Source organism: Pseudomonas sp. FW305-7, assembly GCF_058786735.1.
Map to the genome: position 1 here is coordinate 99,774 of NZ_JBYSZA010000008.1, position 26,577 is coordinate 126,350.

A 26,577-nucleotide genomic window follows, 5' to 3' on the forward strand; every position below is an offset into this window, starting at 1 on the left:
TTGCTCTTCATGTTTAAAAAAATGTCACTGACGTTGAAGTTGTCGCTACCGCCTGCCGTGGCTTTGCTCGGGTTACTGCTGTTTGTCATTTACACCTCGGTACATCTGAGCAACAACGACTTGCGCCTGGTGGAGCTGGAACAGACTAGCTATCCCACCTTGGAAAAGGCCGATGCAGTGATCTTCCAGTTCTCGCGCCTCCCCGGCTTGCTCAATAGCGCGGTGGCTGCTGGCGAAATGGAAACCCTCAACGAAGCCCGTAAGGTGGTCGAGGAGGTCGGTACCCAGCAGCAGGAGCTCAAGTCGCTCACCAGCGGCAACCGCAAGCGCAGTGAAGAACTGAACGCCTGGAACGCAGCGATCAAAGGCTACGCCGACAACGCCTTCTCCACCTCTGAACAACTGCTCAAGGGCACCGCGTTCGATGAGCTGCGCCCCAACCTCAATCGCATGGCCACCGACCTGCAACAGGCACAGAAAGCCGGTGAAGCTTTCCGCAGCCATGCCTATGAAGACTTCCAGAAGAGCCTTGCGCAAACCCGCACCGACAATGCCACCACAACCCGCGTCGGCTACGGCCTGAGCGTGCTGTTGATTCTGCTGGTGAGCATCGGCTCGGTGATGGTGATCCGTAGTGTGATGAGCAATGTCCACGGCGTGATCGACTCGCTCAAAGCCATCGCCAATGGCGACGGCGACCTCACCCGCCGCGTCAACGTCGAAACCAGCGATGAGATCGGCGTGATGATCAAGCTGTTCAACAGCTTCCTCGACAAGCTGCAAGGCACCATCCGCCAGATCGTCGATGCCGCCAGCCCGCTGGCCGATATGTCCAAGGAACTGTATCGCCTGACCCAGGGCGCGGAAGAAAACGCCCGTTCGCAGCAAGGCCATACCGATTCCATCAGCCGCGATATTTCCACCATGACTGGCAGCATCCAGGAAGTGGCAACCCGTTCGCAGCAGGCCTCGCAGGAAGCTGGCGCCGCCTCCAGACAGGCAGAAACTGCGCGACAGAACATCAGCAGCCTGTCGTCCGGCATTAGCGACCTTGGCAGTAGCGTGATGGGCTCGGTGCAGGCCATGGAGCAGTTGGAAGAAGAAACTCAACAGGTGGGCTCGGTACTGACCGTGATCCGCAGCATTGCCGAGCAGACCAACCTGCTGGCGCTGAACGCCGCCATCGAGGCTGCGCGGGCCGGTGAACAAGGCCGTGGTTTTGCCGTGGTCGCCGATGAGGTGCGCAACCTGGCCCAGAAGACCGCCGCCTCCACCGCCGAAATCCAAAGCATCATTCAGCGCCTGCAGAGCAGTGCCAACGGCGTGCTGAATGCCATGACTCTGAACGGGGAAAAAGCCCAGGCCAGCATTGAGCGCTCGGTCGCCGCCACCCAGACCCTGGAAGCCATTGCCCAGGCCGTTCGCCAGATCGACGAGTTGAACGCCGGTATCGCTCAGTTCACCCAAGAGCAGATCGGCCTGTCCAACTCGATTCAGAAAGACACAGAAGTGTTGCAGAGGGATACGCAAGCAACCACACACGGGGCCGATGCGACCGCACGCCTCGGCGAGCAACTGGTCAGCACCGGGGACCATTTGCGCGCCGCTACAGCCCAATTCCGCGTTTAACCAGAGAGCACCAGGATGACCCAACTTCGAGTAATCACCCTCGCAGCTTGCCTTGCGAGCACTTCGGCTTTCGCCCTTGATGGAGGCGAATACCGTTTCAATGGTTTCGGCACTGCTGGCATCACCCATCTGGGTGGTGAAGACGATGGCCGCAGCTACGGCGTGAACGGCCAGACCAACGATTCCTGGCGCGGCGACCAGCTGTCCAAGCTCGGCGGCCAGTTCCAGTACGGCCTCACCGACACCCTCGGTGTCACCGTGCAAGCCACTGCCAAACCGGAGCAGGACAACTGGAAAGCCAACCTGGAATGGGCCTACCTGTCGTGGCAAGCCACCGACGGCCTGACCCTGCGTGCCGGCCGCCTGCGCAGCCCCGTTTACATGTATTCCGAAACCCTCGACGTGGGCTTCACCTACCCGTGGCTGCGTCTGCCGGATGAGGTCTACAGCCAGGTGCAGGTGAGCAACTACGAAGGCGCCGACGCCCTCTACACCCTGCCGCTATCGTTCGGTTCGGTGAGCTTCCAGGTCGCTGCCGGCCAGGCCGTGAACCGCAATATCTTCGCCGCCGATGACCTCTACGACATCGACTACAAGAAGATCTTTGCCGCCAACGTCAGCCTCGCCAGCAACGACTTCGGTACCGTGCGCATCGGCTACACCGAGGCCGATATCAACACCGATATTTCCGCGCGCGTGAATACATTCCCGTTCGGCACCTCGGCCTCCATCCTGCTCAACCAGCTAGATGACCAGAAGGGCAAGTTCACGTCCGTGGGCTACCAGTACGACGACGGTACCTGGATCACCTCCAACGAATGGACCAGCCTCATTATCGAGCGCGACGGTGAAGGCAGCACCGAGGCGTTCTACCTGATGGGCGGCCGCCGCTTCGGCGACTTTCTGGCCCACGTCACCTACGCCCAGCTGGACAAAGACCAAGGTCGCCAGACCTCTTGGACCTATGGCCTGAACTACACCATCACGCCGACCGTGATCCTGAAAAGCGAATACAAGCGCGTAGACACTAGCGGAAATGGCTACAGCGGCGTTTTCGTGGAGAAGGCGCAGGAAAGCTACGACCACGCCGTGTACGCGCAATCCGGTGGCCTGGGCGGTAGTCCATCGCGTAACTACGACGGCGATATCATCAGCGTCGGCGTCGACTTTGTATTCTGAGGAGAGCATCCATGAAGTTGTTTACTCGCACTCTCAGTGCCTGCGTCCTGCTGTCGGCCGTCAGTGCTGTCCAGGCCGAAGTGGCCGTGATCGTCAACGCCGCTGCCACGGCGACCCCGTCGCAATCGGACGTGGCAAACATCTTCCTCGGTAAGGACAAGTCCCTCAAAGGCGTGGACCAGAAAGACTGGAACCCCATCAAGGACAAGTTCTACGGCGCCGTAACCAGCAAGAACGAATCCCAGCTCAAGTCCTACTGGTCGGGGCTGGTGTTCACCGGAAAGGGCCAACCGCTGGCAAGCGTCGCCGATGATGCAGCTGTGGTCGCAAAAGTGGGAGCCGAAGCTGATGCAATCGGCTATGTCGACAAGGCCGCGGTCAGCGACCAAGTGAAAGTTCTGTTCACGCTGCCGTAAGCAGTGGGTCAGCTGTGGTGAAAATAGCATGGTCGACTTACGAGCCCCTCGCCGTAGGTGAGGGGCCTCCTGCGATGCAGATGGAGCGACTAAGTAGTTACTTCACGAATGGATGAGCGCTAAGAAGATTAAGGGGGGACTCAGCGTCACGGCATCTATCATCAGCGCGTGTCGATTAACGGCCGCAGTTCTTCAGTGCACTAACTCATATCCGGTAATGTTCATATCTCGGTTGCTGCGCAACGATGCGATAACGGCCTATATCCGGCTCGTTAAGCCTGAATTAGGCATCGAGTTAAACGGTGTCTTGGAGGCCATCACCGTCGATGCGCGGAGCATGGAGCGAGAGTAAAAAATGCTTGATATCCAGGCTTCGAAGTGGCGCATCGCGGGCATTCCGGTTGCGCCTGCTTCTGGCCAGAAGCAGCTCCTGGCCATTTGCAGCCATTCGCGAATGGCTACCGTCAGTGCCGCCTGAATGCGCGTAGGCGATTTCGTACGGCCAATCAGTAATCTTCTGACTTTCGGTTTTGGGTAAGTCTGCGGTGAGCTAAGTATTGTTCAAAAAGCACTGCCATGGACCGCGTAACGTGTAGGTCAATGTGACCGTCGCAGCAGAGGCCATCTAAGATGATGTCATTTGTTAGGTCGGCGCTCAGTGCAAGCTTGATGATTGCAAACGTATAGCGTCAGCTCATACAGGTACTGTACCCCCGGGAGAAAGAACGAATGAATTTTACTGGTCGTCCTGAGGCTGACGTATTCGCGGATCTTGCTGTTCTAACGGCACAATCAGGTTATATCCACGCCATTGCACAGATATGCCATCGAGACAACCTCGTAGCTTACGCAGGCGAGTACAAGGCATCTGACCTGAGCCACATGTTTAATTATGAGCGTCTCATAAGGACTGAGGTTACTACGCTACTGGGTTTGATGATGCGACAACCACTTGATCTCACGCTCCCAACGGCAGAGACAATGCAGGCTTACATATCGCGTACTGACGAACTGATGAGGGAGCTGCATGATGCGCTGAACCGCCCGATGTTCGAATCGATGATCGAAAAGTCTCGTGACGGAAGGGGGCCGAGCGATTTCTGGAGCGGCTCGGTAATGCGGGAACCCATTTTCTACGGTACCGAGTCTGCGTACTCCTTCCAATACCGTGATTTTTTCCTAGAAAAACATAGCCCAGACGATACTTGGCTTCAGGAAAATATGGGGTTCACCAGTGCACAAGCGCAGCGGGTAGCGCGCACTATGTGTTCGCTGATGGATGAGAGGGCTACGGCCACCTTTGCCAAAATTCGGCAAGGCGGGCAGCTTCCACCTTCGGTGTTATACCACTTTGAATTCACACCAGAAGAGATCGCCCAACGAAGCAGCCAGAACATGGAGGTCGTGCAGGCGGTGTTCATGGCATTGACGCTTACGACCGGTAATTCTCAGTTTAACGAGCTTGGAGACTTCAACGCTGTGGCGGCCACCCCATTGCTGCCCACCGGCCGAGGATCCGTGTTGCTCTTTCAGCATTACGCCATCTACGAAGCGCTGTATGAGTCGCCTTTTTTCTGGATGTGGAACGATAAAGCTTACAAGCAAACTGCGATGGACAACCGCGGCGCCTTTGCAGAGAAGTTCTCCTCTCGGAGGCTGGCTGCCGTCTTCGGTCAGGCGTGCGTCCATACGAACGTTAATATCTACCAAGGGAAGGACATCGTCGGAGAGGCTGATGTTCTGGTCGTCTTTGGCGACCGGATTATCATCGTTCAAGCTAAGGCGAAAAAGCTGACTCTGGCAGCTCGCAAAGGAAACGATGGCCAACTGAAAAGTGATTTTTCTGCGGCCATCCAAAAGGCTTATGACCAGGGGTTGGAGTGCGCTAATGCAATGCTCACTGGCAACTGTCGCCTAATTGATGATCAGGGCCGAGAAGTCAATCTGCCTGAGTCAATAAAAGAAATTTCTCCATTCTGCTTGGTTTCGGACCACTATCCCGCTTTGGCATTCCAGGCGAGCCAATACCTTAAGCATCAAACGACAGACGTGATTCAGCCGCCGTTTGTAATGGACGTTTTTCTTCTCGACGTCCTCGCCGAAATGCTGGACACGCCACTTCGATTTCTGAGCTACGTTCGTCTACACGCGGCAGCGACAGGTAAATTATCTGTCAATCATGAATTGACCGCACTGGCATACCATTTACAGCGCAATTTGTGGCTTGACCCCGAGTTCAACATCGTAATGATTGAGGACTCAATCGCAGCCGAATTGGACACTGCGATGACTGTCCGAAGAGAGGGGTTTCCCGGTCAGAGAACCCCGTCTGGAATTTTGACAAAGATGGCGGGTACGCTTTACGAGAACCTTATTACCCAAATTGAGCGAAGAGCAGACCCCGCAATCCTTGAGCTGGGGTTCACCCTATTGTCCATGGATGAGGACTCCTGCCAGAACGTTCATCGAGGCCTTGTAGCCATTACCCACCAAGCGAAGTTAGATGGCAAGCGTCATGACTTTATCATCGGCGTGAGTTCAGGCAGCACCGGGATATGCTTCCATTGCAACCCTTCGCCTAGCCGAGACGCAATTGACGCGTTGCAACTACATTGCCAGAAGCGGAAATACTCACTTCATGCCCGCACATGGTTTGGTGTGTCGCTGAGCCCGGATGCTGATATCCAATTTGGTGTGACGTTAGATTTTGCGTGGGCGCAATCGAGAGAGATGGATGATCTAACGAAGGGTATGAAGGCTCCCACATCAGTGAACGCGGCACTCAAAACATTCGAAAGAAATATCCGTCCTAAGAAATGCGGACGTAACGAGCCCTGTCCCTGCGGCAGCGGGAAAAAGTACAAAAGGTGCTGCTGTTCCTAATAGCGATGAAAGCCTGGCGGTATCGGAAGGACAACCTAGGTTTAGTACGAAAAGTACTGCCGTGAGCATCTCGGCGCGCAGATCAGAGTGATCATCATGACAAACTCCTGTATCGATGCTGAATCAGTTGATAGCTGCACAGAGCTCTCGGATCAGGGGTTGCTCTAAACGGCTGCTATTGGCCCAGAGTGTGTAAAAACACTTTCGAGTTATTGGTGAGCCAGCCCATGGCTCCTGATCGTTGCGATAGTCCAAGCATTCGCCAAGGTCAGCACCGCCAACGCTCCTGGCGTCTTCAGGATGCGTTTTATGGCCTCTACAGCAGTAAAAGCCGGGTCTTTTACGCCGTCATCGCCTTCATCAAGCCTTCGGTACCGATGATTTTCATGACTCGCTTCATGTTGTAAGCGAGCACGTTAAGGCTCATCTCTGTGCTGACGCCAACCAGCTTACGAGTGAGGAAGTGCGTAGATCCCATCCATTGTTTGAGCGTCCCGAAGGGATGCTCAACAGTCCTTTTTCGCACGCGCATCATGTCCGGAGCCTGGTTTAATCGGTGCTGCATTTGCTCCAGCACCGCCTCATGCTCCCAGCGCCTGACTCGACGATTTGTGCTGGGCGTGCACTGCGGTTTCAGCGCGCATTTCTGGCAGCTCGAACTCCAGTAGCAGTCCATTTTCAGCCCTTTCTCTAGGCTGGAAAAACGCCAGATCAGTGCCTCGCCAGCCGGGCAGGTGTATTCGTTTTTCGTTGCGTCATAAACGAAGGCATCTTTGTTGAATCGCCCATCTGCCTTGGCGTTTGAAGTCATCGGCTTTGGCACGTGGGCACTGATGTTGGCGTTGTGACAGGCCAGGATTTCTTCACCTTTGAAGTAACCCCGATCAGCCACGACCGATAACGCCTCTGAACCGATGGCTTCCCGCGCGAGCTTCGCCATGGAGCTGAGTTGGTCGCGGTCAGAGCCGACGTTGGTGACCTCGTGGGCAACGATCAAGTGATGCTGGGTATCGACCGCCGTCTGCACGTTGTAGCCGACGATTCCGTTGCCGCGCGTCATCATCGAACGGGCATCCGGGTCGGTAAGAGAGACCTGCTTGTCAGGCGATTCGTTGAGCTTGGACTCGATCCCCTGAAGCTCTTTCATCTGGGCTCTGAGCTTTTCGATCTTCTCTTCCAAGCGTGTCGCATCTGGCTCAGAGGCAGCTGGTACTTGCCGATCCGCCGCATCAAGCGAGGCTAAGTAACGGCTAATGCTCGACTCAATTTCTTCCATCCGCCGCTTCAGTTTCGCGCTGGTGAAGTTGCGGTCACGATTATTTACCGCCTTGAATTTGCTGCCATCAATGGCCACCAGGTTTTCGCTAAACAACCCCAGTTGCTGGCAGAGCACAACGAACTGGCGACACACGCCACGAATAGCTTTGCTGTTGTCTTTTCGGAAGTTGGCGATGGTCTTGAAGTCGGGCATCAAACGCCCGGTCAGCCACATCAGCTCGACATTGCGCTGGGCTTCTCGCTCAAGGCGCCGGCTGGATTGGATGCGGTTCAGATAGCCGTAGATATAGATCTTCAGCAGGACAGCGGGATGGTAGGCCGGTCGGCCAGTGTCGGCGGGAATGGCGCCGTCAAACCCTAGCGTTGCAAGGTCGAGTTCATCGACAAAGACGTCGACTACGCGCACCGGATTGGTATCACTGACGTAGTCGTCGAGGCTTTCAGGCAGTAAGGTGCTTTGGCCCCGGTGTTCACCTTGGATAAACCGTTTCATGGGTTTCCCTTGCGATGAAATTCTCAGAAATCATAGCAAGGCTTTGTCTGGGCGTTTTTACACACTCTGGGCCGATAGCAGGCTCTCATGAATGGCGGCATTTGGCTGTTGCTGACCTTGATAGCAAGGCAAGAGCATCGCGGCTGAAGTCGCTTCTCCAATAGCGGTCGATCCCTTGTAGGAGCAGCTTCAGCTTGAGTAGAGCGCATATTTCACCATCATTCGCCAACGACTGCTTTTGGCTGTGCAGCAGGTAATGAAGAGCTGTTTTTGGCCGATCAATACCTACGGCGATCTGCAGGAATAGACCAGACGCGGACGTACCCTCCTTAAAGCACGCACCAGCCCCGCCGGCTGGGAAGTCGTACTCCCTCTGCCCGAAGAATACCGTTAGTGCCCTAGCAATTCAGCCGACGCTGTAAAAAAGTGCAATAGCGCAGTCGCGGATTTGGTGTGTGATCTTGTCAGTAGCACATATTCAAATTCACCTGCTTGGAACGGGGTATCCAGAGAAAAGGAACTACTTTTTCCAAAAGGAACCATTTTATCGAGCGATTGCTCAAGGCAGAGCTGACTGGCAGCCGATGTCTACTCGCACACAGGAGATATCCCCCTCGTCGCAGAATCCTATCTGCTGCTCAAGCTTCGCAAAAAATGTCTCTGGCTGAGCTGCCCACTTCAAAAAAAAAACCTCGTGCTTAACATTTACTCGTCCACAGCATTTCAAGGAGGTTGGGTATGTGCGAGTGCCGAAAAACACACAAATTTTGCCGTCTAGGCCGTTTGATGGACCTAACGGGCACCAGCCGGACTGGTGTTTACGAAAAACTAGATAAAAACTCTCCTCGATACGATGCGACATTTCCCAAGCCAATAAAAATTGGAGCTTGTGCGGTGGCTTTTCTGGAGTCAGATATATACAGGTGGATGCAAGAGAGAATTGATGAGTCGATTAAGGGCGATTGAAATTGGCTGCACCAAGTTTGCATAAGTTAAAGTTGCTGGGAGCACTGTTCTGTGCGGAGTGGGGTGGAGTGTGGTGAGTGGAAGTGTATGTTATAGATTTTAACTTAGTTAAATATAATAATATACGGCATTATCAATATGATAATGCCGGTAGTTATTAGGGGGGTTCATGTGTTTAGTGAGGTTGATTAGTGGTAGCTTGTACTGAGCTTCTGCTTCTAGGATTACTATGGAAAATAATAGTGCGTTGCTAGATTCTCTCTTAGTTCGAGATGCAGTGATGGATATGCATGGCGAAAAATATCTTCATGATGAAGTGTTGCAGTCAATCAATCTGGAAGACCAGTTGTTAGTTGTGAAGGCTATTGCGAAAAGCAAGGGGGATTTGTTCTTTGTTAAAGCTTCTGGGCTGTATGATTGCGGAATAGGTGCAGGCCGGATTGGACGTAAGTTCGTAAATACCTTTAAGAATATCGCCAGGGGAGATAAGTTAACTTATGGCAGGTATGTTTTTAATCCATATATCGAGGTGCTTATATCTGCGGTTGTTAAGTTTGATTTGCGGTCCTATGGGTTTAGCCTGAGATCATTGGATGAAGAGCTTGTGCCATTGAGTCATGCTGAATTTCTCGTTGCTATTTTAAATGATGCTGTACGCTACATAAGGGACGAAATTGGGTTGCCTCAATTCGCAAGGAAGATTAATAGTCATTGTCGTTCTGCTAACAAAAATACTAAGACGCTGTATAATTTTGTAGATGGGTTGTTTGATAGGCACTCTAGGCTTTTAGTATTGCGAGTTGATTTAGGGTACGCTGAATCATTTTGCCGTGGAGATCGCGCTGTAAATAGAACCGATATTAGACTTCACCGTGAAAAGCTTTGGAGTGTAGCTAGAGCTAATCCGATATTTAAGTATTTGGTTGGGTACGTGTGGAAGCTGGAATGGAAACCATTGAAGGGCTATCACTTTCATATGGCATTCTTTTTAGATGCTAGGCACGTGCAGCAAGATATCACTTATTGTAGATTGATAGGGGAGTTGTGGTCGCGTGTTGTTACGGGCTATAAAGGTGGTTATTGGAACTGTAATAGAGATAAAGACAGCTACCCCGAACGAGTACTTGGAGTGGTTCATCGAGGGGATATTTATCGTAGAGGGAAATTAAAGAAGGCTCTCAGTTACCTGACTAAGGCAGATATAATTAGCAAGCTCAAGGGTAATGTAAAGGAAAAGAATTTTGGGAAAAGCGAGATTAAAAAGTTGAACTCCATGCGAAAAAGAGGAGGGTATGCGTCAGTTCGTTCGGAAAAATGACCCGACTGAACACGCTGGAAGTGTCAGGGTGACTAGGATGCTTATAATAGAAAAGGTAATCTGGTAATAAGATGCTTTTAGGGGTTAAGTGACATCCTTTCTTGGGGTTTTAGCTTTGGCTATTTTTGCTATGTTCCGCTTTCTTTCATTAACTTCCCAAGCGTTTCTTACTAAATCATTGTTTCTCGTCCAATCTAAAAATGTATCTATCAAATTCGAAGGCCGGAGTTTTCCTCTCGGGTTTGTGTTCGCAAGCGCTTCCTCCAGTTCGGGGAGGGCACTTTTAGCGGCAAGCGTTTTACTCTCCCAGTATTCGTTGTCAGGTTTACTGAGGATTTTTTCGGCAGCAATACGATGTAAAGGAATGAGGTACGCATGGGCTTTACTACCGTATTTGCTTTTGTCTTGCGAAAGTTCATTTTTCGTTAGATTGATTTTGTAGTTTTCTAATCTTGAAATGTTGTAAAAGTATTCGCCGATTGTTTCCTCTGCTTTGTACAGTAGTAGCCAGGCATTTTGGTATTGTTCGTTGTTTTCAGACCAGTTGGCCAACACATTAAAAGCGCATGAAAAACGATATCTTTCTTCTGCGAGTGATAGGGCGTCTTCTCTATAAGGTGCATTCAGCTCACCCTCGATCTCTTCCTTGTTTTTACACTCAAATATCTTATTGTACGTGGTGATAAAGTCGGTTTTTGTATAAAAGCCCATGGCAATTTCTAATAGAGAGACGCGCTGGTTTGTCACGCAATCACGAAGTGTTTTTTCTTTAAGTAGTATTAAGTGAGCGTCAAGCTGAGTAAGGGTGGGGGTGCTGTTGCTTAGGTCGAAGCTAATACTCGTCGGTTGGATGATCTGTTTTTCCGTTTTTTTTACCATTTTGTGTGTCCAAACCAGCCGCTTTTGATTTAATTAATATGAAGATGCCTGGGTGGAGCTAGTGTTGGTGGCTCGTAGTCATGACGCTTTTAACTTATGCAATTAGGGCGTACTTGTTGCGAATTTGGCCCAATCGTCCATTAGCGAACGACGTTTCTCCAAAAGATCGGAGCGCCAGTAGGCGGCTTCTGCGCCCACGGCCACTACGTGGGCTAAAGCCATCTCGCAGACTTCTCGAGTATGATTCGTACACTCTGCCGCCCAATCTCTAAATGTGCTGCGAAATCCATGAGCGGTGATGATCCTCTGATTGATGTCGCGCCAACCCTTACCTCCCTCGTCTAGATCCTTTTGATCCATGCGACGCAACGCCATCAACATGGCCATGTTGCTAATTGGTCGACCCTCACGTGCGCCCGGAAATAACAACGAACTGCCGTTGATCCGAGGAATTTTGGCCAGCACAGCGATCACTTCGTCAGATAGTGGCACGGTGTGCGCTTTACCTCCTTTCATTCGCCTAGCTGGAATTACCCATAGCTTCGCTTGCAGATTAATTTCTCTCCAGTCGGCCTCAAGGACTTCTGCGGTTCTGCATGCGGTTAAAATAGTCAATTTGATCGCGTGCGCGGATTGTCCTTCAACTTTGCCGAGTACTTGGATGAACCTCCCCAGCTGTGAGTAAGGAAGAGCAGGGTGATTTTGAGTGCGCTTTCCCTTGACGATGGGTGGCAACAGCTTGTCCAGGTGCCCTCGCCATCGAGCTGGGTTTTCACCTTCTCTTAATCCACGAGCTTTCGCTGCATCTAGCACCAACTCAATTCTGTTGCGGACTCGACTAGCCGTTTCAGTTTTAGTGGTCCATATAGGTTTTAGTATCTCCAAAACGTGGTCAGTAGTGATCACGTGGGTAGCTAGCTCGCCGATAACAGGGTTGGCGTACGTAGCGAGGGTGTTTGTCCACTGCTGCGCATGTTTGAGGTTCTTCCAACCGGTTTTTTGAGCCTCTATGTAATCTACCGATACATTCTTAAAAGTCACAGCTTTGCTCTTATGTAGCTCTTCAGCGGCCAGCTTAGCTGCGCGAATATCATCGCGAGCCTGCAGTGGATCAATACCACCTAAGAGCAAGCGACGCTGATCGATAGTGTTTTGTCGTGCGAGTTTTAGACTTATTGCTGGATAGCTGCCTAGTCCCATTTCCCTCCGCTTGCCCGAAAGCTGAAAACGAAGCACCCAATATTTCCTCCCGTTTGGCTTTACTAGGAGCCTAAGTCCTTCGCCATCTTCGTAGGTTCCTGGGGTGGTCAAGCTGTCTACCTGTTTTGCGGTGAGATTTCCCACAACATGCTCCTTTTCGATCTGTCCCCCCATTTGTCCCCCCACTTCGCTTCGTAAGCTAGTGGATTTTGTCGGACGCTATAGGACGGGACCACCCCTGTAGGGCCCGTAAAAACGAGGTCTTTAGAATATATTCGATTTTAGTCGGATGTAAATTTGGCGGACTCCTTCACCGCCATATTCAGTACACAAAACCCCTGATTTCGAAAGAAGTCAGGGGTTTTGTGGTTTCTGGCGTCTGGATTTTATCGGACGCGCCGCCGAAGTCCGCCTCACCTTTGGCAGGGATTACAATTGCGCATTTATTTACCAGTAAAAGGACGATTTCATGATCATTTCCACCACTCACGCCATTGAAGGCCGTCAGATCACTGCATATCTGGACATTGTCAGCGCCGAGTCGGTGCAGGGCGTCAATGTGATCCGTGACATGTTCGCTGGCATGCGCGATTTTTTTGGTGGTCGTTCGCAGACGCTGGAAAGGGCTTTGAAGGAGGCGCGTATTCAGGCGACTGAAGAAATCAAGGAGCGGGCGCGTGCTCTGCAAGCCGATGCGGTGGTCGGGTTGGACTTCGAGATCAGCATGCCTGGCGGTAAGGGTGGGATGGTTGTGGTGTTCGCAACCGGTACCGCAGTGAAGTTGCGCTGAATTTTGATCCCAAGCCATGTGAGCCCATCCAGGTCGATGGCGACAAGGTGGGGCGTATCGGAGGGGTGATTCGGTGTAGGCCATTCGTCGGGCATCAGTTCATCTGAATAACAAGTCCAGGAATGACCGACTAGTCTCAAAAGTCTTGGAGGTCGATATTTTTTCAGGCAAAAGCGCTTTGCCGGTGTCGACCCGATTTGAAGGGGCGAAGGTATGACTGATCCGTATATCGAAGACGATGGCGCTGAATTTTCCTTCAACAACTGCGTACGGTGCGGCCAGACCGAGTACCAGTCTGGTTTTGGCGAGGACCCGGTGCAGATCGGCAGGATCAAGTCCACGGCACCGAAAGGGCCGAAGGCGAAATTTCTACCCAAGGTCGCGATCCGCGCCCGCAAATAATCCGGCTGCTAACAACCCCGTCAACGAACGGGGTTTTTTACGTGTGGCAAACGAGCTGGGAAATGTCCTACGTGGTTTTTTAGGTTTTCACAAACTTTTCACGTTCGCCAAAGTAGGGTGAAGCCATCCGTTAGAAAGCAAGTCTCCAGCCCGTCTCCCCAGCGGGCTTTTTTTTGCCTGTCATAAAACCTTTTCCAGAATCGCTGTCCAATCGGCGCCGAGTACGCGCAGCGCTCCGATTTCGTCTGGACTTTTGCGCTTCGACGGCATTAAATCCCGGCCCTTTTTGTCATCCCAATTTTTGAGGTTTCCGTCATGCGTTTAACACTGCCTGCTTTGGTTCTGGGGCTTTTCGTTGCTCAAGGTGCGATGGCTGCCGGTGACGGTACCGCGGCGCTGGGTGGTGGTCTGGGTGGCGCGTTGGGTAACGTTGTCGGCCAGAAAATGGGCGGCAGCACCGGTGCCGCGATTGGCGCTGGCGTTGCAGGCGCAGCGGGTAGTGCGATGGCGGCGCGTAAAGGCAGTCGCACCAAAGCAGCCATCGGCGGCGGTGTCGGTGCAGCTGGCGGTTCGGTAATCGGCAACAGCCTCGGCGGCAGGACCGGCGCGACCATTGGTGCCGGCCTGGGCGGCGCGGCGGGCGGTGCGGTAGGCAGCAACCTGTCGAAAGGTCACAAGCGTCACTGATCCAAAACGTTTGTCAGAAAAAGCCCGGCTCAATGCCGGGCTTTTTCATGGCTGAACGTTTTTCCCGCCGAAGTCTCCAATCTCACATAGGCCCTTGTGTGGGCGAACTGTCCCGATTCGGGAACTGTGAGGTTCATATGCGTTTGTCATTATCTGCACTGTTTTTCGGATTGCTGGTGGCTCAGGGCGCGATGGCCGCCGGTGATGGTTCGGCAGCCGTTGGTGGAGGGCTGGGTGGCGTGCTGGGCAATGTCGTCGGCGGACAACTCGGTGGTAGCACCGGTGCGGCGGTCGGCGCCGGTGTAGGTGGCGCGGCTGGCGGTGCCGTCGGGGCGAATAAACGCAATCGCACCGAGGCCGCCATTGGTGGCGGCCTCGGTGCTGCGGGCGGTTCAGTGATCGGTAACAGTCTTGGCGGCTCAACCGGATCGGCTGTCGGTGCAGGATTGGGAGGCGCGGCGGGTGGTGCGGTCGGCAACAACCTGGGCGACGATGGCGGGAAGTCTCATTCCGGTGGTGGTCACAAGCATAAGAACAAACATAAGAACCGCCATCGTTGATGGATGGTTAAACAAAAACCCGGTCGTGAGCCGGGTTTTTCGTTTCTGCAGTAGGGGGGAACGATTGGCTGTTGGGCTTTTCGAAAGTGATACACACCCCGAATTATGAGGTTTGCCATGACTCCCGAAACCGAAGGCAAGGAAGAAAAAGGCCCGAGTGGGCTGCCGTTTATCAATGATCCGGGGAATGAGGATCCGGGGTCGCTGATGGATGACGCGACGGTGCCGTTGAACGATGCTGATGAGGCGGATATGGAAGACGAAGAGGATGAAGATGAGCAGTGACCGAATTCCCGATGGCTTCTAAATGCCGATGGCGTAAAGTTTGAATCTTCAGGGCCTGTGGTTGTGCAGGCCCTCATCGCCGCAGAGAACATTGCCCGTTGCTCAATGTCCATTGCGCTCGTTATGCTGCTGAACCCTTTAATCAGATCCGCGCAGCGGCGCCAGTCGTCGCCCGGGATGTCTTTGAAAACGGATCCGATGATGAATGCACCGCTGAAGGCGTTCGGCCCGATCAAGGCCGTGATTTTCGATATGGACGGGTTGCTGCTGGACACCGAGGGCATTTACACCGAGGTCACCTCGCTGATTGCCGGGCGCTACGGGCGTACCTTCGACTGGAGCATCAAGCAGAACATCATTGGCCGTGGGGCCAACGATCTGGCGAATTATGTTGTGCAGGCGCTGGATTTGCCGATCACTGCCGAAGAGTTTCTGGTGATTCGCGAGCCGCTGATGCGCGAGCGTTTCCCCACTGCACAAGCGATGCCCGGGGCGGAAGAGCTGATTCGCCACCTCAAGGCGCACAACATTCCGATTGCCGTGGGCACCAGTTCGTCGCGGCAGTCGTTCGGCCAGAAAACCACGTTGCACCGTGACTGGTTTGCGCTGTTCGATTTCATCGTCACGGCAGACGATCCGGAAGTCGGCGCAGCCAAGCCGGCGCCGGATATTTTCCTGACCGCCGCCCGCCGTCTGGGTGTCGCGCCCGAGGATTGTCTGGTGTTCGAGGATTCGCCGTTTGGCGTCACAGCGGCGAAAGCGGCAGGCATGACCGCCATCGCCATTCCCGACGCCGCCATGGCCGATGAAAAATACGCACACGCCGACGGGATTCTTCGGTCGTTGAAAGGGTTTGTCCCGAGCGCCTGTGGCTTGCCAGCGCTGGAATGGGCCTGAACGCAGCATGAAAAAACGCCGCCCCTCTGTTGAAAGAGGGGCGGCGTTTTTCGTAAAGACGAATCAGAGGATCAGGCGCCGAAACCACCGTCAATGGTCAGGCTTGCACCGGTGATGTAACCCGCTTCCGGCCCCACCAGATAAGCGACGAAACCGGCGATTTCATCGGCTGTACCGTAGCGACCCACCGCCATCAGCGGAATAAGGCTTTCGGCGAAGTCACCGTGCGCCGGGTTCATGTCGGTGTCGACCGGGCCGGGTTGCACGTTGTTGATGGTGATGCCACGTGGGCCGAGATCCCGCGCCAGACCTTTGGTCAAACCCACCAGTGCCGATTTGCTCATTGCGTAGACACCGCCGCCGCCGAAGGGCATGCGGTCAGCATTGGTGCTGCCAATGTTGACGATGCGCGAGCCTTCACCCATGTGTTTGGCGGCTTCCTGCGAAGCGATGAACACGCTGCGTACGTTGATCGCCAAGGTCTGATCAAAATCTTCCAGCTTGAAATCTTCCAGCGGAGCGATGGCCAGCACCCCGGCGTTGTTGACCAGAATGTCGAGGCGGCCAAAGGCTTCGACGGTGGCGCTGACCGCATGGCGAATGGCTGCGGCGTCAGCACTGTCAGCCTTGATCGCCAGGGCCTTGCCGCCGTTGGCAGTGATGCTGTTTTGCAACTCTTCAGCCTTGGCGGTTGAGCTGACGTAGGTGAAGGCAACAGCAGCGCCTTCAGCGGCCAGACGTTTGACGATGGCAGCGCCGATGCCGCGGGAACCGCCTTGAATCAGAGCGACTTTGCCGCTGAGGTGTTGAGTGGTCATGTTCGATCTCCAGATGTTTCAAGGCGGGGTGCCTTGTTGTTGGAGCCGAGTATCGGCCGCGCATCGACAACCGTGTATACCCTGATTGCTATAGTCTGTGTAAACCAGAAGTTTATAGTGGCGATCATGGAAACCTTCAGCAGTATCGAATGCTTCGTGCGTAGCGCCGAAGTCGGCAGCTTTGCCGAGGCCGCTCGACGCTTGAGTCTGACGCCGGCAGCCGTCGGTAAAAGCGTGGCGAAACTGGAAGCGCGCCTCGGCGTGAGGCTGTTCCAGCGTAGCACTCGTCGACTGACCCTGACGGAAGCGGGGCAGTTGTTCTTGGGTGAAGTCAGCGCCAGCCTCACCACGATCCAGAACGCCGTGGCCAATCTGGCCAGCGCCGAGGGGCAGCCGACAGGCACCTTGAAAGTCAGCATGGGCACGGTGTTCGGCCGTCTCTATATCGTGCCGCTGCTCGGCGAGTTCCTGCGACGCTTCCCGGCGATCAACCCGGACTGGAACTTCGATAACCGTCAGGTTGATCTGATCGGCCAGGGCTTCGATGCCGCCATCGGTGGTGGCTTCGAATTGCCCCAAGGCGTGGTTGCGCGGCGATTGACGCCTGCGCATCGGGTCTTGGTCGCGTCGAAGGATTACTTGAAGGCCAACACACCCATCACAGAGCCGGACGATCTCAAGCAGCACGACGGGATTCTGATCCGCTCACCGCAAACCGGTCGTGTACGTTCATGGCAGCTGACGCATCGCAGCCAACAGCACAGCCCGCTGACCCTGCGGGCGCGAATGACCATGAGCGATTCCGAGGCGGCGTGTGCAACGGCGGCACAAGGGTTGGGCATTGCGCTGGTGAGCATGCCGTTCGCGGTGGGGTATCTGGAGGCGGGAACATTGCAGCGGGTGTTGCCGGACTGGTTTGTCGATGACGGCAACATTTCGATCTACTACGCCGAGCACAAATTGTTGCCGGGCAAGACTCGGGCTTTTGTGGATTTTGTGATTGAACAGTTTGCGCAGCAGGGGTTGGCTCAGCGGTTCAGTGCTATCTGATTTTGGCTGGGGACCGAGGTGCGGCGATCGCGGGCAAGCCACGCTCCCACAGGTCTCGCGTCGCACACGAAGTGTGTGGGCAACTCATAACCTGCGGGACCGAGACCCGCGATGAACGATCACGCGGTCTAACGGGCAAACCGCCCCGGCCAGCCAATGATGTTTTTCGGCCGCGGCGTCGCGTACGTCCGCACCTTGGACGTCGACAACCCCAGGCGCACCAGCGATTCCGCAATGGTCACCGCGGCCGTCACCCCGTCCACTACCGGTACCCCGGTGCGCCGGCGAATCTGCTCATCCAGCCCGGCCATTCCGCCGCAACCCAGGCATATCACTTCGGCCTTGTCCTGCGTCACCGCCAACTCCGCCTGATGCACGATGGCTTCCAGTGCGCGGTGCGGTTCATGTTCCAGTTCAAGAACCGCAAGGCCACTGGCCCGCACCGAAGCGCAACGATCCCACAGACCGGACAACTTCAGACGATCCTCGATCAGCGGCACCGTGCGATCCAGCGTGGTGACCACCGAGTATGCGTGGCCAAGAAACATCGCTGTACTGGCCGCCGCATCGGTGATGTCCACCACCGGTACATTGAGCAGCTCCTGCAAACCTTCGCGACCATGTTCGCCATAACCGGCCTGAATCACCGCATCGAACGGCTGATCGTAAGACATCACCCGATCCATCACCGCGATGGCGGCCAGATAGCTTTCGAAATTGCCTTCAATCGAATCGGCGCCGAAGTACGGCGTCAAACCGACGATTTCCGTGCCGGGTGATGCAACAGCCTGCGCCGAGCGGGCAATGGCCTGAGTGATGGATTCGGTGGTGTTGACGTTGACCACGAGAATTCGCATGGGAAGTCCTTATAGCGGGCAGTTCTGCGGCCCGAAGTCCGGGCCGCGAAGAAGTTAGTGGCAGACGTTGTCGACAGCGATGGACTCGCCATTGACGTCGGCGTAGTGCGGCTGACGTTTGGCGATGATCAGGTAGAGCATTCCGGCGATTCCCGCACCGATCAGCCAGGAAAACGGCGAAACACTGTGGAAGCCGGGAACCAGCGCCAGGACGATGGCGATCAATGCCGCAGGAATAAACGCCGCCACCGCACGGAAATTGACCCCGTGGCTGTAGTAATAGGCGCCGTTGGGATCTTCGCTGTAGAGCTGCGGAACGTTGATCCGACCTTTGCGGATCAGCCAGTAGTCGACCATGATCACGCCGTACAACGGGCCTAGCAGGGCGCCGAGACCGGACAGGAAGTACACGATCACCAGCGGGCTGTTGTAGAGGTTCCACGGCAGGATCAGCACGGCGATGGTCGCGCTGATCAGCCCGGCACGGCGGAAGGTCAGGTATTTCGGCGCCAGATTGCTGAGGACAAACGCCGGGGCGACGAAGTTGGCCATGATGTTCACCGCCACGGTGACAATCAGGAACGCCAGGCAACCGAGCACCAGGAAGAACGTATTGGGAATCGAGGCGATGATTTCTGTAGGACTTTCGATGATACGGCCGTTGATCTGGAATTGCGCGCCACACAGCAGAACAGTAATCGCGGCGAACACCAGAATGTTCACCGGCAAACCCCAGAAATTTCCGACCTTGATGGTTTTGCGGCACGGCGAGGAGCGGGCGAAGTCGCAGAAGTTGAGGATCAACGTGCCGTAAATCGCCAGCCACAATGCGCCGCCGGCAAAAATATTGCGCCACATCTCACCGCCGGTCAGTGGTTCGCGGATCGACCAGGCGATGGTTGCGTTGGCCTGGAAGTACATCCATGCGGCGAGAGCGGCGACGGTGAGCAAAATCACCGGGCCGGCGAACGCCTCGTAACGGCGGACCATTTCCATGCCGTAGGCGAGGATTGCCAGTTGCACGAACCAGATCGCCACGAAACACACCCAGCCCAACGTCGACAGGCCGAGGATCGAGTTGTGGTCGTATTCAGCAAAGCCCGGATGGACCGCCGTGAGCAACACCCGGAAAACCACTGACGCCAGATACGTCTGAATCCCGAACCACGCGATGGCGATAACCGCCCGAATCAGCGCAGGAATTTGCGCGCCGTGAATACCGAAACTGATCCGGCTGATCACCGGAAACGGCACCCCGGTTTTCTGCCCCATGTAACCGGACAGGTTCATGAAAAAGTAGACCAGTGCCGCGCCTATCCCCAGCGACAGCAGAATCTGCCAACCGCCCAGCCCCAAGGCATACAAGCCGATGGCAAACGAGTAGTTGGCAATGTTGTGCACGTCATTGGTCCACAGGGCGAAAATGCTGTATTTGCCCCAGCGCCGACCTTCGGCTTTGGTCGGTGCCAGATCACTGTTGTGCAGACGGGGGCTCAGTTGCAACGGCTCGCCCAGACCGTCGTACGGCAAGGGCTGATCGAGTGCGGAGGAGGGCAGATTCAGCGCGATGTTGTTGGAGAGACTTGTACGCATTCCGGCAGGCTCCTGATGGGCGGGCCGCGATGACTGTGCAAGAGCCCGGGGCTCGACAAATCTTCGTCGCGGCCAGCAAACATCACTGGTTACGGGGCATCTGCAGCCTGTACGGGATAGGGCGCTTCAGGCTTGCGGATCGAAAGTGTTTAGTCATGTTTTGCAGTTTTGTATACAAAACATGTATGCACCAAAGCCAGATCTGTGCCAATTATCGATCTATGCGCAGCCATCCTCATTTCGAAAAGTTATCTAGCAACGCTAAGTGATTGAAAATAGTTGGTTATAAATTGACCGATTGAACAGGTATTTATTTTTTGCGGGGGATTTTGCGGAGGTGGCAAAGCGGAGAGGCGTTCAGAAGGGATGTAACTTTTCAGGGCGTGAAAACAAAAAGTGCACACATAAATGGCACCGATGGTGACATTCCTGTGTACACATTTTTTTGAGTCGGTAGAGGCCAGTGTAGGAGTGAGCCTGCTCGCGATAGCGGCGTATCAGTCGATGAATTTTTTGCCTGATACACCGCTATCGCGAGCAGGCTCACTCCTACAAAGGGAAATCATCGTGGCAGGGGTTTACGCCTTGCTGATGATATTTCCCGCATGCAGCCCGCATTCTTTCTGCGTGGCTTCTTCCCACCACCAACGGCCTTCGCGCTCGTGCTGATTCGGCAGGACAGGGCGGGTGCACGGTTCGCAGCCAATGCTGATAAAGCCGCGTTCATGCAGGCTGTTGTACGGCAGCTCCAGCATGCGGATGTAACCCCAGATCTCTTCGCTGGTCATCTGCGCCAGCGGGTTGAATTTGTAGAGGGTGCGTTCAGGCGTAGAGAACGCGGTGTCGATTTCCAGCACTGCCACGGCGCTGCGCGTGCCAGGGCTCTGGTCGCGGCGCTGGCCGGTGGCCCAGGCTTTGACGCTGGACAACTTGCGTCGCAGCGGCTCGATCTTGCGGATCCCGCAGCATTCACCGTGGCCGTCCTTGTAGAAACTGAACAGGCCTTTTTCCTTCACGAACGGTTCCAGTTTCGTGTAGTCCGGCGACACCAGTTCGATGTCGATCTTGTAGTGCTCGCGCACCTGATCGATGAATCGGTAGGTTTCCGGGTGCAGGCGACCGGTGTCGAGACTGAACACCTTGACGTTCTTGTTGAGCTTCCAGGCCATGTCCACCAGCACCACATCCTCGGCGCCGCTGAAAGATATCCACAGCTCATCACCGAACTCGGCAAAGGCGAGTTTGAGGATGTCTTGCGCGGATTTGTTGGCATAGGTCGTGGCGAGTTCCACGACATCGAACGTTGCACTCATCAGGGCGGCTTCCTACAGGTCGGTGGCGCTGGGCGCTCTATATGGCGGCGATGGTAACAAAAAGCTGCGTCTGGCGGGGCGTGCTGTGCGTTGCGCGGGCGTGGGGGAGTCGCTAGAGTTCGGGCTCGCTCGACTCAATAATCAATACAAACGGGAGTGTCTTGTGGAAATTGCTTGCCTGGATCTTGAAGGGGTACTGGTACCGGAAATCTGGATCGCCTTCGCCGAAAAAACCGGAATCGAATCCCTCAAAGCCACCACCCGGGACATTCCCGATTACGACGTGCTGATGAAACAGCGTCTGCGCATCCTCGATGAACATGGCTTGAAGCTGTCGGACATTCAAGAAGTGATCGCCACCCTGAAACCGCTGGACGGCGCGGTGGAGTTCGTCAACTGGCTGCGCGAGCGCTTTCAGGTGGTGATCCTGTCGGACACCTTCTATGAGTTCTCCCAGCCGTTGATGCGTCAACTGGGCTTCCCGACGCTGCTTTGCCATCGCCTGATTACCGATGAAAGCGGGCGGGTGACCAGCTATCAGTTGCGTCAGAAAGATCCGAAACGGCAGTCGGTGCTGGCCTTCAAGAGCCTGTACTACCGGGTGATTGCGGCGGGTGATTCGTACAACGACACCACGATGCTCGGCGAGGCGGATGCGGGGATTCTGTTCCATGCGCCGGAGAATGTGATTCGCGAGTTTCCGCAGTTTCCGGCGGTGCACACGTTTGCCGAGCTGAAGCAGGAATTCCTCAAAGCCTCAAACCGCGACCTCAGCCTGTAAGCATGGCTCCCTGATGATCGTTCCCACGCTCCGCGTGGGAATGCTTCAACGGACGCTCCGCGTTCGGCTTTGGATGGGACGCAGAGTGCCCCGGGCTGCATTCCCACGCAGAGCGTGGGAACGATCTTTACTCAGAGGTTTTGCAGGGTTTCCAGGAGGATTCTGACTTTAGTAATCGACTCCTGATACTCCGCCTGCCAGTCCGAATCGGCGACGATCCCGCCACCGCCCCAGCAGCACACCTGCCCATCCTTGACCAACAGACTGCGAATCGCGATGGAGCTGTCCATCTCGCCGCGCACGTCCAGATACAACAACGACCCGCAATACAAACCGCGCCGGGTCGGCTCCAGTTCGTCAATGATCTGCATGGCACGAATCTTTGGCGCGCCGGTGATCGAACCGCCGGGGAAGCTGCCGGCGATCAGATCGAGTGCATCGCGGTCATCCGCCAGTTCACCGGTCACGCTGCTGACCAGGTGATGCACGTTCGGATAGCTTTCCAGGCTGAACAACTCCGGCACGCGCACCGAGCCAATGCGGCAGGTGCGCCCGAGGTCGTTGCGCAGCAGGTCTACGATCATCAGGTTTTCCGCGCGATCCTTCGGGCTGGCCAGCAGTTCGGCGGCGTTGGCCGCGTCTTCGGCGGGGGTCAGGCCTCGAGGGCGGGTGCCTTTGATCGGGCGGGTTTCCACTTGGCGCTGGCTGACCTTGACGAAGCGCTCCGGCGACAGGCTCAGCACCGCGCCGCCATCGGGCAGGCTCTGGAAGCCGGAAAACGGTGTCGGGCAGGCTTTGCGCAATTCGCAGTAAGCCAACCATGGGTCGCCTTGGCATGAGGCTCGGAAACGCTGGGCAAAGTTGACCTGATAGCAGTCACCGGCCTGAATGTAATGCTGAATGCGTTCGAAAGCCTGACGGTAGTCGTCAGCCGAAAGATCGGCGGTCATCGGTTGGTTCAGCTTGAACGGCGCCAGCGATTCAACAACCGGTTGAGTGAACAGACCGATCAGCCGCTGCTTTTCACTGTCGACAATCGACGGATGAAACACCAGTTGACTGGTGCCAGCCTGGTGATCGCTGACCAATGCCCAGTCATACAACCCAAACTGTGCATCCGGCAGTTGCAGATCATCTCGTGCATCGCTCGGCAGGTTTTCCAGGTGCCGACCAAAGTCATAGCTCAGATAACCGATCAATCCGCCAGCGAACGGCAGTTCATAAGTGGCAGGCAGTTGTGCCTCGCCCAAACGGTTCAGATTGTCACGCAGGCGTTGCAGGAAATGGCTGCCGCTTTCATCCCGCAACACCGCCAGTTGTTCCAGCGGCCAGGCACTGAGCAAGTCATAACGGCCACGGTCGGCACTTGGCCGGCCGCTGTCGAGCAGCACGGCGCCGGGCGCGTGGCGGATGGCCGCGAAGTAGTCGGCGGGATTGGCGCGGTAGGGCAGTGGATGTACGGAGCAGGTCAACATGGGCGGGGCAGATCGGCCATTGAGGCGGGGTGGGGATTGTAGTCCTCTCCGATCCCAGATCAAAGTCAAAAGCCTACCCCTCACCCCAGCCCTCTCCCCCAAGGGGGACGAGGGGGAAAGGGAGCAGATCTTCATGCTTTTCAAAGCCTCGGTTCGACTCGATATTTCGGGGAGGGGAGCAGATCTGGGCTTTTCAAGTCCTGAGTTCGATTCAAGACTTTCAAGTCGGCGTAGCTCCAACATCCACCTCGGTCAGTCCCCTCGCCCTCCGGGAGAGGGTTAGGGTGAGGGGCTCTTCAGCTTTTAGCCCTCGACCGCAGGAATATGCCCAAACATTTCCTGAGTAAACGCCACCCGCTCTTCAACCGACTCGGTCACCCCACGCGCCTTCAGCTCTTCCAGTCGCGCTTCAACCGCGTGGGTACGCAAGGTCAGCCCGCAGTCATTGGCGATCTGGATATTCAGTCCCGGCCGCGCATTCAGCTCCAGAATCAGCGGGCCTTTTTCCTGATCGAGGACCATGTCCACACCGATATACCCCAACCCACACAGCTCATAGCAGCCGGCAGCGAGTTTCATGAAACCGTCCCAATAGGGCAGTTGCACGCCGTCCACCGCGTTGGTGGTGTCCGGGTGTTTGGTGATGATGTTGTTCAACCAGGTACCGCGCAGGGTCAAACCGGTCGCCAGATCAACACCGACACCAATGGCACCCTGGTGCAGGTTGGCCTTGCCGCCGGACTGGCGGGTCGGCAAGCGCAACATCGCCATCACCGGGTAACCCATGAGCACGATGATGCGGATGTCCGGCACGCCTTCGTAGCTGATGCTCTTGAAGATCTGATCCGGGGTCACGCGGTATTCGATCAGCGCCCGATCACGGTGGCCGCCCAGCGAATACAGGCCAGTGAGGATGCTCGAGATGTGGTGCTCAAGTTCTTCGTGGGCAATGATCTTGCCCGACACCGTGCGATAGCGACCCTCGAAACGGTCGGCGACGACGATGATGCCGTCACCGCCGGCGCCTTGCGCCGGTTTGATCACGAAGTCGCTGCGCCCGCCGATGATCTCGCCGAGCTTGTCGATTTCCTTCTCGGTGGAAATCACGCCATACAGCTCCGGCACGTGAATGCCGGCCTTGATCGCGCGTTCCTTGGTGATGATCTTGTCATCGACGATCGGGTACAGGCTGCGCTTGTTGTACTTGAGCACGTAGTCGGCGTTACGCCGGTTGATGCCCATGATGCCCCGGGCCTCCAGGGCCTTCCAGGTCTTCCAGAAACCGAACATCAGGCGTCAGCCTTCTTCAGGAAAGCCTTGAAACGCACCAGTTCGGTCAGGCGGTAACCGCGATAACGACCCATCGCCAGCATGAAGCCGACCAGAATCAGCAGGATCGCCGGGAAAGTGAACACGAAGTAGACCAACTCCGGCACGGTCATGATCAAGTGCGCCAGGGACGCCGCGAACAGCGTGCCAATCGCCACTTTCATCGCATGGCTGGCGCCGCGCTCTTCCCAGGTGATCGACAGACGTTCGATGGTCATGGTCAGAATCACCATCGGGAACAGCGCTACCGACAAGCCGCGTTCCAGACCGAGCTTATGACTGAACAGGCTGATCGCCGCGATCAACACCACGACAAAGGTCAGCACCACCGAGAGTCGCGGCAGCATTTGCAGCTTCAAGTGTTCCAGATACGAACGTAATGACAGCCCCAGCGCCGTGATCACGGTAAACAGCAGGATGCCGAAGCCCAACTGAGTTTCACGGAAGGCGAGGGCGATCAGCACTGGGGTAAATGTGCCCAAGGTCTGCAGGCCGATCAGGTTGCGCAGGATCAGGATCACCAGCACGCCGATCGGGATCATCACCATGATCATGAAGGTCTGCTGGGTTTGCAGCGGCAGGCCGTACAACGAGTATTCGAGGAAATTGGCGTCGGTGTTTTCGTCGGTCAGCTTGGCCAGACGAATCGCGTTCATCTCGCTGTTGTTCAGGCTGAAGGTCACGTTGGCCTTCTTGCCGCCGTCGACGGTGATCAGGTTTTCATCGCCAGTCCACCACAGCAGGCGGTCGGTCGGCAGGCCCTGCTCGCCGGTTTCCGGGTTGAAGTACAGCCAGTCGTTGCCATTGAAGCTGCGCAGCCACAGTTCCGGGGTTTGCGGCTGGTCGGCGACGAGGCGGATGGTGTGGACTTTTTCCACCGGTACGTGAGCGATCGACAGCAGCAGTTCGACGATTTTGGCTTTGTGTGGCGTCGACGGGTCGCCGGCCAGCAGCAGTTTCACGTTGTCGTCGTTGACGTTGTTGACCCGTTTGATCGCCTCGCCAATAAAGGTTTCGACGTCGGCCGAGTGCTGGCGGATCGGCGCGAGCAGAGCTTCGGCGGCGATTTTTTCCGGGCCTTCGATGGCGATGCTGTCGCGGAAGGTCGGGCCTTTGATCTTGGTCTTTTCGGCGGTGTAACGCTTGGTCAGCACCAGACGGTAATAGAGGGTCTGATTGCCCTTGGCCCGGCGCGCCGACCAGGTCACCTTGCGGTTGCCGTCGACGCGGTTCACCGCCACGCCGTAATTATTGGAGATGAAGCTTTCGTTGAGGCTGACGTAGTCGCGGCTCAACGGTGGTACGAACATCTGGATCTTCACCGGGTCCTTGGTGCTGGCGACGAACTCGACCTTGGCGTCGATGTTCCACAAGTCGTCGGTCGCATCTTCGGTCACCGGGATGCCGAGTACGAAAATCTGATAGGCCGTAACCGAAACGCCCAGCAGCACCAGAATGGTGATCAGGATTTTCAGGTGGAAGGTTAGAGAACGCATGAA

Annotated in this window: 24 protein-coding genes; 14 read left to right on the forward strand and 10 right to left on the reverse strand. The window is 55.5% G+C overall.

The features are described 5' to 3' along the window. Window positions 1-9: 9 nt before the first annotated feature. The 4 genes from AC3WMT_RS12645 to AC3WMT_RS12660 all read left to right on the forward strand — a co-directional run bounded on the left by AC3WMT_RS12645 (window position 10) and on the right by AC3WMT_RS12660 (window position 6,107). On the forward strand, window positions 10-1,629 hold the full coding sequence (locus tag AC3WMT_RS12645; RefSeq protein WP_103303845.1) for a methyl-accepting chemotaxis protein: 1,620 nt from the start codon (window positions 10-12) through the stop codon (window positions 1,627-1,629). Window positions 1,630-1,644: 15 nt separating this feature from the next. After that, a complete protein-coding gene (locus tag AC3WMT_RS12650; RefSeq protein WP_103303846.1) occupies window positions 1,645-2,808 on the forward strand; it encodes a hypothetical protein in 1,164 nt (387 codons plus the stop codon). Window positions 2,809-2,819: 11 nt separating this feature from the next. Then, complete coding sequence (locus AC3WMT_RS12655) at window positions 2,820-3,224, forward strand: phosphate ABC transporter substrate-binding protein (RefSeq protein WP_103303847.1); 405 nt, start codon at window positions 2,820-2,822, stop codon at window positions 3,222-3,224. A gap of 729 nt (window positions 3,225-3,953) precedes the next feature. Next, window positions 3,954-6,107 carry a YecA family protein gene (locus tag AC3WMT_RS12660; protein WP_103303849.1) on the forward strand — a complete coding sequence of 718 codons (2,154 nt, stop codon included), beginning with the start codon at window positions 3,954-3,956 and terminating at the stop codon, window positions 6,105-6,107. 340 nt (window positions 6,108-6,447) lie between these two features. On the opposite strand, the gene AC3WMT_RS12665 is transcribed toward AC3WMT_RS12660, so the two are convergent. Beyond that, window positions 6,448-7,878: an IS1182 family transposase gene (locus AC3WMT_RS12665; protein WP_103303850.1), complete on the reverse strand. Its 1,431-nt coding sequence runs from the start codon at window positions 7,876-7,878 to the stop codon at window positions 6,448-6,450. 738 nt (window positions 7,879-8,616) lie between these two features. Between AC3WMT_RS12665 and AC3WMT_RS12670 the strand changes: the two genes are divergently transcribed. Both AC3WMT_RS12670 and AC3WMT_RS12675 read left to right on the forward strand, forming a co-directional pair. Next, window positions 8,617-8,844 (forward strand): helix-turn-helix transcriptional regulator, encoded by a 228-nt coding sequence (locus AC3WMT_RS12670; RefSeq protein WP_103303851.1) that lies wholly within the window; start codon window positions 8,617-8,619, stop codon window positions 8,842-8,844. Between the two features lie 229 nt (window positions 8,845-9,073). Continuing rightward, window positions 9,074-10,162 carry a YagK/YfjJ domain-containing protein gene (locus tag AC3WMT_RS12675; RefSeq protein ID WP_103303852.1) on the forward strand — a complete coding sequence of 363 codons (1,089 nt, stop codon included), beginning with the start codon at window positions 9,074-9,076 and terminating at the stop codon, window positions 10,160-10,162. An 84-nt stretch (window positions 10,163-10,246) separates the two neighbouring features. On the opposite strand, the gene AC3WMT_RS12680 is transcribed toward AC3WMT_RS12675, so the two are convergent. Both AC3WMT_RS12680 and AC3WMT_RS12685 read right to left on the reverse strand, forming a co-directional pair. Continuing rightward, window positions 10,247-11,041, reverse strand: coding sequence for a hypothetical protein (locus AC3WMT_RS12680; protein WP_103303853.1), 795 nt, complete (start codon window positions 11,039-11,041; stop codon window positions 10,247-10,249). Between the two features lie 102 nt (window positions 11,042-11,143). Continuing rightward, on the reverse strand, window positions 11,144-12,385 hold the full coding sequence (locus tag AC3WMT_RS12685) for a tyrosine-type recombinase/integrase (RefSeq protein WP_177431393.1): 1,242 nt from the start codon (window positions 12,383-12,385) through the stop codon (window positions 11,144-11,146). A 325-nt stretch (window positions 12,386-12,710) separates the two neighbouring features. On the opposite strand from AC3WMT_RS12685, the gene AC3WMT_RS12690 reads away from it, so the two are divergent. From AC3WMT_RS12690 to AC3WMT_RS12715, 6 genes are all read left to right on the forward strand, one after another. Then, entirely contained in the window at window positions 12,711-13,031 is a 321-nt protein-coding gene (locus AC3WMT_RS12690; RefSeq protein ID WP_103303855.1) for a YbjQ family protein, read from the forward strand. Window positions 13,032-13,244: 213 nt separating this feature from the next. After that, on the forward strand, window positions 13,245-13,433 hold the full coding sequence (locus AC3WMT_RS12695) for a hypothetical protein (protein ID WP_103303856.1): 189 nt from the start codon (window positions 13,245-13,247) through the stop codon (window positions 13,431-13,433). A 315-nt stretch (window positions 13,434-13,748) separates the two neighbouring features. Next, window positions 13,749-14,120, forward strand: a complete 372-nt coding sequence (locus tag AC3WMT_RS12700) for a glycine zipper domain-containing protein (protein WP_103303857.1) — start codon at window positions 13,749-13,751, stop codon at window positions 14,118-14,120. 137 nt (window positions 14,121-14,257) lie between these two features. Then, window positions 14,258-14,680, forward strand: coding sequence for a glycine zipper domain-containing protein (locus tag AC3WMT_RS12705; protein WP_103303858.1), 423 nt, complete (start codon window positions 14,258-14,260; stop codon window positions 14,678-14,680). Window positions 14,681-14,797: 117 nt separating this feature from the next. Beyond that, complete coding sequence (locus AC3WMT_RS12710) at window positions 14,798-14,965, forward strand: hypothetical protein (protein WP_177431394.1); 168 nt, start codon at window positions 14,798-14,800, stop codon at window positions 14,963-14,965. Window positions 14,966-15,166: 201 nt separating this feature from the next. Beyond that, on the forward strand, window positions 15,167-15,862 hold the full coding sequence (locus AC3WMT_RS12715; protein WP_103303859.1) for an HAD-IA family hydrolase: 696 nt from the start codon (window positions 15,167-15,169) through the stop codon (window positions 15,860-15,862). Between the two features lie 71 nt (window positions 15,863-15,933). On the opposite strand, the gene AC3WMT_RS12720 is transcribed toward AC3WMT_RS12715, so the two are convergent. Continuing rightward, window positions 15,934-16,680: a 3-oxoacyl-ACP reductase family protein gene (locus tag AC3WMT_RS12720; RefSeq protein ID WP_103303860.1), complete on the reverse strand. Its 747-nt coding sequence runs from the start codon at window positions 16,678-16,680 to the stop codon at window positions 15,934-15,936. A gap of 126 nt (window positions 16,681-16,806) precedes the next feature. On the opposite strand from AC3WMT_RS12720, the gene AC3WMT_RS12725 reads away from it, so the two are divergent. After that, window positions 16,807-17,730, forward strand: coding sequence for a LysR family transcriptional regulator (locus AC3WMT_RS12725; RefSeq protein ID WP_103303936.1), 924 nt, complete (start codon window positions 16,807-16,809; stop codon window positions 17,728-17,730). A 128-nt stretch (window positions 17,731-17,858) separates the two neighbouring features. Here the strand turns inward: AC3WMT_RS12725 and AC3WMT_RS12730 are convergent, their stop codons facing one another. From AC3WMT_RS12730 to AC3WMT_RS12740, 3 genes are all read right to left on the reverse strand, one after another. Next, window positions 17,859-18,587 carry an aspartate/glutamate racemase family protein gene (locus AC3WMT_RS12730; RefSeq protein WP_103303861.1) on the reverse strand — a complete coding sequence of 243 codons (729 nt, stop codon included), beginning with the start codon at window positions 18,585-18,587 and terminating at the stop codon, window positions 17,859-17,861. Window positions 18,588-18,641: 54 nt separating this feature from the next. Further along, window positions 18,642-20,180, reverse strand: a complete 1,539-nt coding sequence (locus AC3WMT_RS12735) for an NCS1 family nucleobase:cation symporter-1 (protein WP_103303862.1) — start codon at window positions 20,178-20,180, stop codon at window positions 18,642-18,644. 578 nt (window positions 20,181-20,758) lie between these two features. After that, on the reverse strand, window positions 20,759-21,493 hold the full coding sequence (locus tag AC3WMT_RS12740) for a phosphoadenylyl-sulfate reductase (RefSeq protein ID WP_103303863.1): 735 nt from the start codon (window positions 21,491-21,493) through the stop codon (window positions 20,759-20,761). A gap of 163 nt (window positions 21,494-21,656) precedes the next feature. Here AC3WMT_RS12740 and thrH point away from each other — a divergent pair, with 163 nt between their 5' ends. Beyond that, window positions 21,657-22,274: a bifunctional phosphoserine phosphatase/homoserine phosphotransferase ThrH gene (gene thrH, locus AC3WMT_RS12745; protein WP_103303864.1), complete on the forward strand. Its 618-nt coding sequence runs from the start codon at window positions 21,657-21,659 to the stop codon at window positions 22,272-22,274. A gap of 131 nt (window positions 22,275-22,405) precedes the next feature. Here the strand turns inward: thrH and pabB are convergent, their stop codons facing one another. From pabB to rloB, 3 genes are all read right to left on the reverse strand, one after another. Beyond that, window positions 22,406-23,749 carry an aminodeoxychorismate synthase component I gene (gene pabB / locus AC3WMT_RS12750; protein ID WP_103303865.1) on the reverse strand — a complete coding sequence of 448 codons (1,344 nt, stop codon included), beginning with the start codon at window positions 23,747-23,749 and terminating at the stop codon, window positions 22,406-22,408. A gap of 303 nt (window positions 23,750-24,052) precedes the next feature. After that, window positions 24,053-25,039 carry an alpha-L-glutamate ligase-like protein gene (locus AC3WMT_RS12755; RefSeq protein ID WP_103303866.1) on the reverse strand — a complete coding sequence of 329 codons (987 nt, stop codon included), beginning with the start codon at window positions 25,037-25,039 and terminating at the stop codon, window positions 24,053-24,055. Further along, the gene (gene rloB / locus AC3WMT_RS12760) at window positions 25,039-26,574 is read right to left on the reverse strand and encodes an osmotic stress tolerance membrane protein RloB (RefSeq protein ID WP_103303867.1); all 1,536 of its coding nucleotides are present in this window, start codon (window positions 26,572-26,574) and stop codon (window positions 25,039-25,041) included. The genes AC3WMT_RS12755 and rloB overlap by 1 nt, the downstream gene beginning before the upstream one ends. Window positions 26,575-26,577: the final 3 nt, after the last annotated feature.